Consider the following 12,225-nt stretch of genomic DNA (forward strand, 5'->3'; position numbering starts at 1 on the left):
GGGGCAATAGTGACGGGAGAGGCGTTCTACCTGCTGGCCGGCGTCTGGGCGCTGGCCATTCTGGTGGTCTTCATCCAGGCGATCCGGCTGAGCTACCGCATCGAGGCGCGCTCGCCCGATCTGACCAACCGCAGTGGCTACCCGCGCAAGTCGATGATGTTCCACACCATCACCAACACCAATGTGGCGCGGGACGAGGAGACGCAGGCGATGCGGCGGCGCATGAACCGGCTGCTGCTGATCGTTGTCGCCGGCTTCGCGGTGATGGCGGCTGGCATTGGCCTGATCAGACGAATGAACGCGTGACCCTGCTAGAGCATTTCAGCCGCATGGCCGGCAACAATCTCTGGTCGAACGACCGGCTCTATCGCGCCGTGCTTGCGCTGAAGCCCGGCGAATTCGAAGCCGAGCGCACAAGCTTCTTCCCGTCGATCAAGGCGACGCTCAACCACATCCTCGCGGTCGATCATCTCTATCTCGATTTTCTCGAAGAAGGCGGCGTCGGTGCGGCCGCTTATGACGACTACGTGCCGTTCGATGTGCCGCAGGCGCTGTTTGCCGCTCAGGTCGCGGCCGACTGGCGCCTGATCGCCTTTTGCGAGAAGCTGTCGGAGGCGGATCTCGACCGTCAGGTCATCACGGACCGGCGCGAGGACGGCATGATCCCCGAAAAGATCGGCGACATTCTCGCCCATGTCTTCCTGCACGACATCCACCATCGCGGCCAGGTTCACGCGATGCTCTCGGGCAGCTCGGTCGCGCCGCCGCAGCTGGACGAGTTTTTGCTCGATTATGATTTGAAGGTGAGGAAAGAAGAGGTCGAGCGGTTGGGCCTCTGACCTTTATCTGGTGTACTCGTTCCATTCAGGGCCGAGTTTGTCGAACGTCAGAAATCCAAATCTTGCCCTTCAGGGCACCTATGCGCGACAACAAGTCTTCTCGAACTGGTGGCACGAGCCGCGCCGCGATCTTGCCGTGATGAGTGATGACTATCTCCTCGCCGGCCTCCGCGCGGCCGACGAGTTCCGTTAGTTTGGCCTTTGCTTCGGTTATGGAGACGTTCACGGCTTGACCCCTTTTATCGAAACTTAGATCAAGGCCCATCGAGCCGCAAACGGGGGTTCAGGCCGCCTTGCCGTCGACCTTGATCACGCCGCGCTTGATCTGGTCCTGCTCGATCGACTCGAACAGCGCGCGGAAATTGCCTTCGCCAAAACCTTCGTCGCCCTTCCTCTGGATGAATTCGAAGAAGATCGGGCCGATCACGGTTTTGGAGAATATCTGCAGCAGGATCTTGGTCATGCCGCCGTCGACCACGCCTTCACCGTCGATCAGGATGCCGTGCTTCTTCATCCGCTCGATCGGCTCGTCATGCCCGTTCACCCTGTTGTACGACATGTCGTAGTAGGTCTCCGGCGGACCGGGCATGAACTTCAGCCCATTGTCGGCAAGCTTGTCGGTGGCGGCGTAGATGTCGTCGGTCCCGACGGCGATATGCTGGATGCCTTCGCCATTGTACTTCTTCAGATACTCGGCGATCTGGCTGGTGTCGTCCTTGGACTCGTTCAGCGGGATACGGATCTTGCCGCAGGGCGAGGTGATGGCGCGGCTGACGAGGCCGGTGATCTTGCCGTCGATGTCGAAGAAATGGATCTGCTTGAAGCCGAACAATTCGCGATAAAAGTCCCACCATTTGTCCATCTGGCCGCGATAGACATTGTGGGTGAGGTGGTCGAGGAAATAGAAGCCGACGCCTTGCGGCCGCGGGTCGCGTTCGCCCAGCCACTCGAACTCGGCATCATAGGCCGGGCCCTTCTTGCCATAGGCTTCGATGAAATAGAGCAGCGAGCCGCCAATGCCGACAACGGCCGGCACGTCGAGCGCCTTGTCGTTGCCGTCGTAGGGCGTGGCGCCTTTCGATACCGCATGCTCGAACGCATGCTTTGCATCGACCACGCGCCAGGCCATCGAGGCGGCGCAGGGGCCGTGCTTGTCGACGAACTTCATCGCGTGCGAGCCGGGCTCGGCATTGACGACATAGTTGATGTCGCCCTGGCGCCAGACGGTGATGTCTTTCCTGCGGTGCTTGGCCACCGCGACATAGCCCATGCGGGTGAACAGTTCGGCGAGCTTCTGCGGCTCCGCATGCGCGAACTCGACGAACTCGAAACCGTCGGTGCCGGCGGGGTTTTCCTTGCTGATCTTTGCGGGCGGGGCGTCGTGCGGGAAGGGACCCATGGCATTCCTCCAAACGGATGGTGGCCGCATCGGACCACAACATATCAATCATAGCGCGAAGCGGCCGCACGGTGCTTGCATTCAAACGCTTGAAATGATCATCTCGTGCGTAGTTCATGCATGATTGGAGGTGAATCCATGAATGACGTGCGCATCGACCAGTTCGACCGCAAGATAATGGCTCTTTTGCAGGGGGACGCGCGGCTTACCAACAACGATCTGTCCGAGAGGGTGAACCTGTCGGCATCGCAGTGCTCGCGCCGCCGCCAGCGGCTGGAGGAAGACGGCTTCATCAAGGGCTATCGCGCCGTGCTCGACCGCGACAAGCTTGGATTCTCGCTGGTCAACGTCATCTCGGTGACGCTCGCCACCCACAACCGCGACAATGCGCGGCGCTTCGGCGAATTGCTGGCGCGGCTGCCGGAAGTGCAGGAGGCGCACGCGCTGACCGGTGAGATGGACTACATCTTGAAAGTGGTGACCCCCGATCTCAAATCATTGTCGGAATTCGTCAACGGCGTGCTCCTGCCGCACGAATCCGTGCAGCATGTGAAGACGGCGATCGTGTTGGAGACGCTGAAGGAGACCGGCGCGCTGCCGATCTAGTTTGAGAGAGTTTCAGTTGATACGTCGGCGGGACAGCACCCCCCTCTGGCCTGCCGGCCATCTCCCCCGCAAGGAGGGAGATCAGCAGCTTTGTCGATAGCGCTCATCCTGCAACGTCGGCGATTGGCGAAAAGCGAAGGCGACATCCGATCTCCCCCCTTGCGGGGGAGATGATGTCCGGCAGGACAGAGGGGGGGTGAGGGATCGCCAGCGCCTCAGATGCTCACCCCTTGGACTGCTGAATCAGCCCGTAGAGGTTGGTGCAGCGCGCGCCGGAGCGGCAATAAGCAAACACCGGTCCCTCAAGCGCGTCAAGCGCCTCGGCCTGGTCCTCGACATTCTCGGCCGTGATCTGGCCGCTGATCACCGGGATGTAGCGGAAGGCCAGCCCCGCGGCTTCGACCGCCGCCTTGACGCTGTCGGCTGAGGGTTGGCCGGGCTGCTCGTCATCCGGCCGGTTGCAGATCACGCTCTTGAAGCCGGCTTCCTTGATGGCGGCGGCGTCTTCGGGCTGGATCTGGCCCGAGACCGAATAGTCCTCGCTCATTTCGCGATATTCCATGGCTCTCATCCTCGCAATCTGGTTTGGCGCAATGTCTTGCCACTCTCACACGAGGTCGGCAATCCGCGCCGGAAAGAAATCCCTCGGCGCAGATAGACATTTGCGGCCCAAGATCCAACCCAGGCTCAAGAGGTTTCGCGCTGTTGGCCTTGCCCGGAGGCGGCAGCGACTCTAAACAGGCGCACCGACAAACGAAGGAACCATCCCATGAGCATTCGTCGCATCGATGTTGGCCCGCGCATGAGCCAGATCGTCATCCACGGCAACACCGTCTATCTCGCCGGCCAGGTCGGAACGCCCGGCGCCAGCGTTGGCGAACAGACCAGGTCGATCCTCGCATCTATCGACGAACTGCTGGCCAAGGCCGGCACCGACAAGACCAAGATCCTGCAGGCGATCATCTGGCTGGCCGATATGGGCACCTTCGCCGAGATGAACAAGGAATGGGACAAGTGGGTCCCGCAAGGCAACACGCCCGCCCGCGCCACGGGTGAGGCCAAGCTTGCAGGGCCGGAATACACTGTCGAGATTATTGTTACGGCGGCGATTTAGAGCGCGGCGCCTTACCCTCCCCCTCGAGGGGAGGGTCGGCGAGTAGTCGAAGCGAAGCGGAGACTGCGAGACGGGGTGGGGTCGGCGAGGCTGCACCGACCCCACCCCGCGTCACCAGTGCCGCCTTTTGCGGCACTTGCTCCGCGACCCTCCCCTCGAGGGGGAGGGTAATCACCCCTGCGAAGGCCTGAACCTCGCCACCAACGTGTGGCTCTCCGCGGCGTAGGTGAACCTCACCTGCGTCACCGGGTGCTCGGCGCTCCAGGTTCGGCGCTCGACCACCAGGCAGGGCGCGCCGGTTGCGATGTCGAGCGCTTCGGCAATATGTCTGTCTGCCGCGACCGCGCGGATACGGTGCTCTGCCTCGCTCCATGGCACGCGGCCAATCAGCCAAGGGCCGGGGGCGATGTCGAGAAACTCCTCCTCGGCGGCTTCCGCGACGGCGGCGAGATTGATCAGCCGCTGTTCGTGCGCGAACGGCCGCTTGCCGGCAAAATGCCGGCATTCAAGCGCCAGCACCTGTCCGGCTGCGTCCAGTTCCAGCAAGGCGCGATCCTCGGCGCTGCTGCGCCTTTTCTGCCGCGCCAAGCGCTCGTAACGATAAGCCAGGCCAAGCGACTCAACCTCGATCCTGATGTCGTGGATTTCCAGCACCGCGGCCTGCGACTGCGGCTGGCGGACAAAGCTGCCCGAACGGCGGCGGCGCTCGATCAGCCCGGCCTTGGCCAGTTGCGACAGCGCCTTGTTCACCGTCATGCGCGAGCAATTGTATTCGGCCGTCAACTCGTGCTCGAACGGGATGCGGTGACCCGGCGCCCAGGCGCCGGACATTATTTTCTCGCTGATGTCGGACAGGATGCGCTGGTGCAGCGAACCGCCGCCTTCCACCGCCGCTGTCTCTGATATGCTCATGCCGAAAGCGCCGTCATCACATGGCGAAAGCGCTCGGCGATCGTCTCACGCGCTGCATGCCGGCCGCCGCTGACTTGTTTTTTTCCGTGCACCCAGACGCAATCGACCTTGCCGCCATTGGCAAAGATCCAGGCGTCGAGGATCGCATCGCCACTTTTTCCGGCCAGCGAAGGATGGTTTTCGTCGAGGGAGACGAAATCAGCCGCGGCGCCGGCGGCGATCCGCGACGGGCCGGCGCCGAGTGCGGTGCTGCCGCCATCGAGGGCGGCGTCGAACAGAGCCCGCCCGGTCGAGCCGCCGGCCACCGCCAGCACATTGCGGGCGCGGTGTGCGAGGCGCTGCGAATATTCGAGCTGGCGCAATTCATCCGGCAGGCCGATCAGCACGTTGGAATCCGAGCCGACGCCGAAGCGGCCGCCATGTTCGATGAACAGAGGTGCTGAAAAGGTGCCGTCGCCGAGATTGGCCTCGGTGATCGGGCAAAGCCCGGCAATGGCGCCGCTTCTGGCCATGCCGGTTGTCTCAGCCTCGGTCATGTGGGTGGCGTGGATCAGGCACCAACGCTTGTCGATCCCGGCATTGGCGAGCAGCCATTCGACCGGTCGCGCACCCGACCACGCCAGGCAATCCTCGGCCTCCTTCACCTGCTCGGCGACGTGGATGTGGATCGGTCCGTCCGGCGCAATGGCGGCAACAGCGCTGAGTTCCTCCGGCGTCGCGGCGCGCAGGCTGTGCGGGGCGACGCCGACGACAGCCTGATTCAACGCACGAACCGATTCGCGGCTTTTCTCAAGCAAGCGTTCGAACCGATTTACATCGTTGATGAATCGCCGCTGGCCTTCATTGGGCGCAGCGCCGCCGAAGGAGGAATGGGCATAAAACACCGGCAGCAGCGTCAGGCCGATCCCGGTTTCGCCGGCGGCCGCGGCAATACGTTCGGCCATCTCGGCAAGGTTGGCATAGGGTTTTCCGTCGCGATCGTGGTGGAGATAATGAAATTCGCCGACGCGCGAGAATCCGGCCTCCAGCATCTCGACGTAAAGCTGTGCGGCGACCGCCTCGACCTGGTCCGGCGTCATCGACAGCGCAAAGCGGTACATCACCTCGCGCCAGCTCCAGAAGCTGTCGGCGGAGGGACCGCGCAGTTCGGCAAGCCCGGCCATGCCGCGCTGGAAGGCGTGGCTGTGCAGGTTCGGCATGCCGGGGACCAGAATGGCGTGGCGTTCGTCGTCGGCTTGCTGCGAAGAGCCCGGCTCGACTGCCGTGATGCGACTATCGTTCAACGAAATCCGCACCTTGTCGTGCCAGCCATCGGCCAGCAGCGCCTGTTCCGCAAAGATCGCCGTCACGTTTTTCTCCGCGTTCCATGAACAATGCACTTGCAGTGCGTTTCAATATGTATATACATAATCGCCATCCAAGCAACGGAAAAAGATGATGGCGGCACAGAACAAAAGCCGGGCACGGGGCCTTCAGCTTTGGCGCAATGCGCGCCTGGCAACCATGGCCGAAGGCGATGCCGGACTGGGCCTCGTCGAAAAGGGCGCGATCGTCGCCCGTGACGGCGTCATCGTCTATGCCGGTCCGGAAGCCGACATGCCGTCAGCGTTGGCTCAGGGCGGCGAGACTACCGATTGCGAAGGCCGCTGGATCACGCCCGGCCTGATCGACTGCCACACCCATCTCATCCATGCCGGCAACCGTGCCAACGAGTTCGAGATGCGGCTGGCCGGCGCCACCTATGAAGAGGTCGCCAGAGCCGGCGGTGGCATCGTCTCGACGGTCAAAGCCACGCGTGCAGCGCACGAGGATGAATTGGTCCGGCAGAGCCTGCCGCGCCTCGACGCTTTGATTGCCGAGGGCGTGACGACCGTCGAAATCAAGTCGGGCTACGGCCTTAGCCATATGCATGAGAGATGGTCGCTACGTGCGGCGCGGCGGCTGGGCACAATGCGGGATGTGTCCGTGGTCACCACTTTTCTCGGCGCACACACACTACCGCAGAATCTGGGCGATCTTTCCGTGCCGTCGGAGCCCTATCGCGACAAGGACGAATACATCGACAATATCGTCGACAATATTCTGCCCGCCATCGCCGTCGAGGGCCTGGCGGATGCCGTTGATGGGTTCTGCGAAGGCATTGCCTTCTCGCCGGAGCAAATCGCCCGCGTGTTCGACAAGGCCAAGGCGCTTGGCCTGCCGGTAAAGCTCCATGCCGACCAGCTGTCGAACCTGCATGGCGCCGAACTCGCCGCCCGCTATGGCGCGCTGTCGGCCGACCATCTCGAATACACCGATGAAGCAGGTGCCGCAGCCATGGCCAAGGCCGGCACCGTGGCGACGATCCTACCCGGCGCCTACTATTTCATCCGCGAAACCAGGAAGCCGCCGATCGGCCTGTTTCGCCAGCACGGCGTCAAGATGGCGGTCGCCACCGACAACAATCCCGGGACGTCGCCGCTGACCTCGCTGCTTCTGACCATGAACATGGCCGCGACGCTTTTCGGCCTGACCGTCGAGGAGTGCCTGGCCGGCACCACTCGCGAGGCTGCCCGTGCGCTGGGATTGCTCGGCCAGACCGGCACGCTTGAAGCAGGGAAATCCGCCGACCTGGCGATCTGGGACATCGAGCGTCCGGCCGAACTCGTCTACCGCATGGGCTTCAACCCGCTCCATGCCCGCATCTGGAGAGGACAATGACCGAACTTAACCTGAAGCCCGGCAATGCGACGCTGGCCGACTGGCGCGCTATCTATCGTGGCGCCGTGCCGAAGCTCGACGCTGCCTGCCGTCCGAAGATCAAGGCCAGCGCCGAGGCTGTCGCCCGCATCGTCGCCAAGGGTGAGCCGGTCTACGGCATCAACACCGGCTTTGGCAAACTGGCCAGCGTCCGCATTCCGGCCGAGGATCTAGAGACCCTGCAACGCAACATCGTTTTGTCGCATGCCGCCGGCGTCGGCGAGCCGATGCCGGTCGCTGTGGTTCGGTTGATGATGGCGCTGAAGCTGGCCAGCCTGGCGCAGGGCGCGTCGGGCGTGCGGCCGCAAACCATCGAATTGCTGGAAGCGATGCTGGCCAACGACGTCATCCCCGTCGTGCCGGCGCAGGGCTCGGTCGGCGCCTCCGGAGATCTCGCGCCGCTGTCGCACATGACGGCGGTGATGATCGGCGTCGGCGAATGCTTTACACCGCATGGCCGCTTCCCGGCCAAGGTCGCTTTCGTCTCGCACGGCCTGGAGCCCGTGACGCTCGGCGCCAAGGAAGGTCTGGCGCTGCTCAACGGCACGCAGTTTTCCACCGCCTACGCGCTGGCCGCTCTGTTCGAGGCCGAAGTGCTGTATCAGTCGGCGCTGGTCGCCGGGGCGCTGTCGACCGACGCTGCCAAGGGCTCGGATGCACCCTTCGATCCGCGCATCCATCTCCTCAGAAAACACCCGGGCCAGATCGAGACGGCGGCAGCGCTGCGCAATCTGATGTCCGGCAGCGCCATCCGTGAATCGCACCGCGTCGGCGATGAGCGCGTGCAGGATCCGTACTGCCTGCGCTGCCAGCCGCAGGTGATGGGTGCGGCGCTCAGCGTGCTGCGCCAGGCCGCCGATACGCTCGGCACCGAGGCCAATGGCGTCACCGACAATCCGCTGATCTTCGCCGAGGACGATACTGCGCTTTCAGGCGGCAATTTCCACGCCGAGCCGGTGGCTTTCGCCGCCGACATGATCGCGCTTGCCGTCTGCGAGATCGGCTCGCTGTCGGAGCGCCGCATCGCCATGCTGGTAGACCCCGCGCTGTCCGGCATGCCGGCCTTCCTGACGCCGAAGCCCGGCCTGAACTCCGGCTTCATGATCCCGCAGGTGACGGCGGCGGCGCTCGTCTCTGAGAACAAGCAGAAGGCCTATCCGGCAAGTGTCGATTCCATCCCGACCTCGGCCAACCAGGAAGACCATGTCTCGATGGCCGCACACGGCGCTCGCCGGCTGATCGGCATGATCGAAAACGCCACGGCCGTCATCGGCATCGAACTCTTGGCCGCCGCGCAAGGCTGCGATTTCCATGCGCCGCTGGCGTCGAGTGCAGCTCTGGAAGCGGTTCGCAAGCTGGTCCGCGCCGAGGTGCCGCATCTCGACAATGACCGGCATTTCCACCCTGACATGGAAAAAGCCATCGCCATGGTGCGCAGCGGCGCTGCCATCAAGGCTGCGAGCGCGGTGACATTGCCTTCGATCTCGGGAGTCTGACATGACCGACTGGCTGACAGTGACCGAAGGCACGGCACCCCTGTTGGTGTCGATCCCGCACACGGGTATCGATCTCGCCGGCATCGACAATCGGCTGGTCTCGCCCTGGCACGGCCGCCGCGATTGCGACTGGTGGATCGACAATCTCTACGATTTCGCCGCCGGCCTTGGCGCGACGATTGTGCATACGTCGATCTCGCGCACCGTCATCGACGTCAACCGCGATCCTTCCGGCGCCTCGCTCTATCCCGGGCAGACGACAACGACGCTATGCCCGACCGAGACCTTCGACGGCGATCCGCTGTATCTGCCCGGCGCGGAACCGACGCCGTCGGAGATAGACCAACGCCGCATAGCGTATTTCGTGCCTTACCATGAAATGCTGGCGGCCCAGGCCGTCAGGCTGCGCGGCCTGCATGAGAAGGTCGTCATTTACGATTGCCACTCGATCCGGTCGGTGCTGCCGCGCCTGTTCTACGGCACGCTGCCGGTGTTCAATCTCGGCACCAATGACGGCCAGACCGCGGATCCTACGCTGCAGGCGCTGGTTGGCCAGATCATGGCCGAGAGCGGTGAAAGCAATGTCATCAACGGCCGTTTCAAGGGTGGCTGGATCACCCGCTATTTCGGCAATCCGCAAGGCGGCTACCATGCGCTGCAGATGGAACTTGCCGATCGCGGCTATTTGCGCGAGCCCGAGGGCAAGGGCGAACCGGACAATTGGCCGGTGCCTTATGATGCCGAGTTCGCCGCGCCGATGCGCGCCATACTGACGAAAATCCTCCAATCCGCCATTGACTGGGCCGGGCGCTGAGACGCCGCCTTACTCCAAAGGGACAATGATGAATAATCCTCGCCACAACATCCGCGAAGTGCGCGCGCCCCGCGGCGACAAGCTCAACGCCAAATACTGGACGACCGAAGCGCCGCTGCGCATGCTGATGAACAACCTCGATCCCGATGTCGCCGAAAACCCCAATGAGCTCGTCGTCTATGGCGGCATCGGCCGGGCCGCGCGCACCTGGAACGATTTCGACAGCATCGTCGCCTCGTTGAAGACCCTCAATGAAGACGAGACGCTGCTGGTCCAGTCCGGCAAGCCGGTCGGCGTCTTCCGGACGCACACCGATGCGCCGCGCGTGCTGATCGCCAACTCCAACCTGGTGCCGCATTGGGCGACCTGGGACAAATTCAACGAGCTCGATAAAAAAGGCCTGATGATGTACGGCCAGATGACGGCCGGCTCCTGGATCTACATCGGCACGCAAGGCATCGTGCAGGGCACTTATGAGACCTTCGTCGAGGCCGGACGCCAGCACCACAATGGCAATCTTAGGGGCAAATGGATCCTGACCGGCGGCCTCGGCGGCATGGGCGGCGCCCAGCCGCTTGCCGCCGTCATGGCCGGCGCTTGCTGCCTGGCCATCGAATGCAATCCGGACTCGATCGATTTCCGGCTGCGCACCCGCTATGTCGACGAGAAGGCCGAGACGCTCGACGAAGCGATGGAAATGATCGAGCGCTGGACCAATGCCGGCGAGGCGAAGTCGGTCGGCCTGCTCGGCAATGCGGCCGACATCGTGCCGGAAATGTTCAAGCGGGGCATCCGCCCCGACATGGTCACCGACCAGACCTCGGCGCATGACCCGATCAACGGCTATCTGCCCAAGGGCTGGACGATGGCTGAGTGGCGCGAGAAGCGCGTCTCCGATCCCAAGGCTGTCGAGAAGGCCGCCCGCGCCTCGATGCGCGAGCATGTCGAGGCGATGGTGGATTTCTGGAATGCCGGCGTGCCGACGCTCGACTATGGCAACAACATCCGCCAGGTCGCCAAGGACGAAGGCTTCGAGAACGCCTTTGCCTTCCCGGGCTTCGTGCCGGCCTATATAAGGCCGCTGTTCTGCCGGGGCATCGGCCCGTTCCGCTGGGCCGCCCTTTCGGGCGATCCCGAGGACATCTACAAGACCGACGCCAAGGTGCGCGAACTCACCCCTGGCAACACCCATCTGCACAACTGGCTGGACATGGCACGTGAGCGCATCGCCTTCCAGGGCCTGCCGGCGCGCATCTGCTGGGTCGGCCTCGGCGACCGCCACAGGCTGGGCCTCGCCTTCAACGAGATGGTGGCCAGGGGCGAACTCAAGGCGCCCGTCGTCATCGGCCGCGACCACCTCGATTCCGGCTCGGTCGCTTCGCCGAACCGCGAGACGGAAGCGATGAAGGACGGCTCCGACGCCGTCTCCGACTGGCCGCTGCTCAATGCGTTGCTCAACACCGCGTCGGGCGCGACCTGGGTGTCGCTGCATCATGGCGGCGGCGTCGGCATGGGCTTCTCGCAGCATGCCGGCATGGTCATCGTCGCCGACGGCACGCCGGACGCCGCAAGGCGCCTGGAGCGCGTGTTGTGGAACGATCCGGCGACAGGCGTCATGCGCCACGCCGATGCCGGCTACGACATCGCCATCGAGTGCGCGAAGGAGCACCAGCTCAATCTGCCCGGTATTTTAGGCTGATTGGCTTAAATGATGCGCATCCTACGGGCCGCCGACTACCGGGTCATGCCGTGGAAGAATGGCGGCGGCACGACCACCGAGATCGCCGTCTCGCCGGACGGCGCCGGCCTGGACGATTTCGACTGGCGCGTTTCGATGGCGCGAGTCGAGGATAGCGGGCCGTTCTCGGGCTTTGCCGGCGTCGACCGCACGCTGGCCGTGCTGGAAGGCGAGGGCATCGTCCTCGACATTGCTGGCCGGCCGCCGGCCGAAGTGACGGCGGCTTCCGCCCCGCTGTCCTTCCCGGCCGATGTGCCGACCTCGGCGGCGCTGATCTCCGGTCCGATCACCGACCTCAACGTCATGACCCGCCGCGGGCGGGCCATGCACACGGTCGAGCGCCTGGTGATCTCGGTTCCGACCGATACCCGGCCGACCAGCGCTATGACCCTGATCCTGCCGTTCGACGGTGAGGTCGGCGTGACCGGCGCGACATCGTCGCGCCTTGGACCTCGCGACACGCTGTTGCTCGGACCGCAGGCCGCGAAGCTGCGGCTTGAACCGGTGCGGCCGACGATCGTGTTCGTCGTCCGGATAGCCAGCCTGGGCTAGCCGCACCGCCAGCACA

General features: G+C 63.9%; 14 protein-coding genes. 9 read left to right on the forward strand and 5 right to left on the reverse strand.

Annotated elements, in window-relative coordinates; genetic code table 11:
- Window positions 1-9: 9 nt before the first annotated feature.
- Both NKJ57_RS09045 and NKJ57_RS09050 read left to right on the forward strand, forming a co-directional pair.
- Entirely contained in the window at window positions 10-306 is a 297-nt protein-coding gene (locus tag NKJ57_RS09045; protein WP_352510773.1) for a hypothetical protein, read from the forward strand.
- Entirely contained in the window at window positions 303-839 is a 537-nt protein-coding gene (locus NKJ57_RS09050) for a DinB family protein (RefSeq protein ID WP_352510772.1), read from the forward strand. Before NKJ57_RS09045 ends, NKJ57_RS09050 begins: the two co-directional genes overlap by 4 nt.
- A 25-nt stretch (window positions 840-864) precedes the next feature.
- Here the strand turns inward: NKJ57_RS09050 and NKJ57_RS09055 are convergent, their stop codons facing one another.
- Both NKJ57_RS09055 and hppD read right to left on the reverse strand, forming a co-directional pair.
- A complete protein-coding gene (locus NKJ57_RS09055) occupies window positions 865-1,065 on the reverse strand; it encodes a type II toxin-antitoxin system Phd/YefM family antitoxin (protein ID WP_352510771.1) in 201 nt (66 codons plus the stop codon).
- Between the two features lie 57 nt (window positions 1,066-1,122).
- Window positions 1,123-2,238 carry a 4-hydroxyphenylpyruvate dioxygenase gene (hppD, locus tag NKJ57_RS09060; RefSeq protein WP_352510770.1) on the reverse strand — a complete coding sequence of 372 codons (1,116 nt, stop codon included), beginning with the start codon at window positions 2,236-2,238 and terminating at the stop codon, window positions 1,123-1,125.
- A gap of 138 nt (window positions 2,239-2,376) precedes the next feature.
- Between hppD and NKJ57_RS09065 the strand changes: the two genes are divergently transcribed.
- Window positions 2,377-2,844 carry an Lrp/AsnC family transcriptional regulator gene (locus NKJ57_RS09065; protein ID WP_352510769.1) on the forward strand — a complete coding sequence of 156 codons (468 nt, stop codon included), beginning with the start codon at window positions 2,377-2,379 and terminating at the stop codon, window positions 2,842-2,844.
- A gap of 223 nt (window positions 2,845-3,067) precedes the next feature.
- Here NKJ57_RS09065 and NKJ57_RS09070 read toward each other — a convergent pair whose 3' ends face one another.
- Window positions 3,068-3,406 carry a protein tyrosine phosphatase family protein gene (locus tag NKJ57_RS09070; RefSeq protein WP_352510768.1) on the reverse strand — a complete coding sequence of 113 codons (339 nt, stop codon included), beginning with the start codon at window positions 3,404-3,406 and terminating at the stop codon, window positions 3,068-3,070.
- A gap of 207 nt (window positions 3,407-3,613) precedes the next feature.
- Here NKJ57_RS09070 and NKJ57_RS09075 point away from each other — a divergent pair, with 207 nt between their 5' ends.
- Window positions 3,614-3,958 carry a RidA family protein gene (locus tag NKJ57_RS09075; RefSeq protein ID WP_023672906.1) on the forward strand — a complete coding sequence of 115 codons (345 nt, stop codon included), beginning with the start codon at window positions 3,614-3,616 and terminating at the stop codon, window positions 3,956-3,958.
- Between the two features lie 171 nt (window positions 3,959-4,129).
- On the opposite strand, the gene hutC is transcribed toward NKJ57_RS09075, so the two are convergent.
- Together hutC and NKJ57_RS09085 are read right to left on the reverse strand one after the other, a co-directional pair.
- Window positions 4,130-4,870 carry a histidine utilization transcriptional repressor HutC gene (hutC, locus tag NKJ57_RS09080; protein WP_023724862.1) on the reverse strand — a complete coding sequence of 247 codons (741 nt, stop codon included), beginning with the start codon at window positions 4,868-4,870 and terminating at the stop codon, window positions 4,130-4,132.
- Entirely contained in the window at window positions 4,867-6,219 is a 1,353-nt protein-coding gene (locus tag NKJ57_RS09085; protein WP_352510767.1) for a formimidoylglutamate deiminase, read from the reverse strand. The genes hutC and NKJ57_RS09085 overlap by 4 nt, the downstream gene beginning before the upstream one ends.
- A gap of 88 nt (window positions 6,220-6,307) precedes the next feature.
- Here NKJ57_RS09085 and hutI point away from each other — a divergent pair, with 88 nt between their 5' ends.
- From hutI to NKJ57_RS09110, 5 genes are read left to right on the forward strand one after another with little or no spacing between them, the layout of a single operon-like run.
- The gene (gene hutI, locus NKJ57_RS09090) at window positions 6,308-7,570 is read left to right on the forward strand and encodes an imidazolonepropionase (RefSeq protein ID WP_352510766.1); all 1,263 of its coding nucleotides are present in this window, start codon (window positions 6,308-6,310) and stop codon (window positions 7,568-7,570) included.
- Window positions 7,567-9,105, forward strand: a complete 1,539-nt coding sequence (hutH, locus tag NKJ57_RS09095) for a histidine ammonia-lyase (protein ID WP_352510765.1) — start codon at window positions 7,567-7,569, stop codon at window positions 9,103-9,105. The genes hutI and hutH overlap by 4 nt, the downstream gene beginning before the upstream one ends.
- Window position 9,106: 1 nt before the next feature.
- Window positions 9,107-9,919 (forward strand): N-formylglutamate deformylase, encoded by an 813-nt coding sequence (gene hutG, locus NKJ57_RS09100; protein ID WP_352510764.1) that lies wholly within the window; start codon window positions 9,107-9,109, stop codon window positions 9,917-9,919.
- 28 nt (window positions 9,920-9,947) lie between these two features.
- The gene (gene hutU, locus NKJ57_RS09105) at window positions 9,948-11,618 is read left to right on the forward strand and encodes a urocanate hydratase (protein WP_352510763.1); all 1,671 of its coding nucleotides are present in this window, start codon (window positions 9,948-9,950) and stop codon (window positions 11,616-11,618) included.
- Between the two features lie 12 nt (window positions 11,619-11,630).
- On the forward strand, window positions 11,631-12,209 hold the full coding sequence (locus tag NKJ57_RS09110; protein ID WP_023715241.1) for a HutD/Ves family protein: 579 nt from the start codon (window positions 11,631-11,633) through the stop codon (window positions 12,207-12,209).
- Window positions 12,210-12,225: the final 16 nt, after the last annotated feature.

Source organism: Mesorhizobium sp. M0077, from assembly GCF_040322955.1.
Lineage (GTDB): Bacteria > Pseudomonadota > Alphaproteobacteria > Rhizobiales > Rhizobiaceae > Mesorhizobium.

Coding starts and splice junctions, on each gene's coding strand:
- hppD (WP_352510770.1), bottom strand. CDS start 2,238: ATGGGTCCCTTCCCGCACGACGCCCCGCCCGCAAAGATCAGCAAGGAA.
- hutU (WP_352510763.1), top strand. CDS start 9,948: ATGAATAATCCTCGCCACAACATCCGCGAAGTGCGCGCGCCCCGCGGC.
- NKJ57_RS09070 (WP_352510768.1), bottom strand. CDS start 3,406: ATGGAATATCGCGAAATGAGCGAGGACTATTCGGTCTCGGGCCAGATC.
- hutI (WP_352510766.1), top strand. CDS start 6,308: ATGGCGGCACAGAACAAAAGCCGGGCACGGGGCCTTCAGCTTTGGCGC.
- hutC (WP_023724862.1), bottom strand. CDS start 4,870: ATGAGCATATCAGAGACAGCGGCGGTGGAAGGCGGCGGTTCGCTGCAC.
- hutH (WP_352510765.1), top strand. CDS start 7,567: ATGACCGAACTTAACCTGAAGCCCGGCAATGCGACGCTGGCCGACTGG.
- NKJ57_RS09110 (WP_023715241.1), top strand. CDS start 11,631: ATGCGCATCCTACGGGCCGCCGACTACCGGGTCATGCCGTGGAAGAAT.
- hutG (WP_352510764.1), top strand. CDS start 9,107: ATGACCGACTGGCTGACAGTGACCGAAGGCACGGCACCCCTGTTGGTG.
- NKJ57_RS09065 (WP_352510769.1), top strand. CDS start 2,377: ATGAATGACGTGCGCATCGACCAGTTCGACCGCAAGATAATGGCTCTT.
- NKJ57_RS09075 (WP_023672906.1), top strand. CDS start 3,614: ATGAGCATTCGTCGCATCGATGTTGGCCCGCGCATGAGCCAGATCGTC.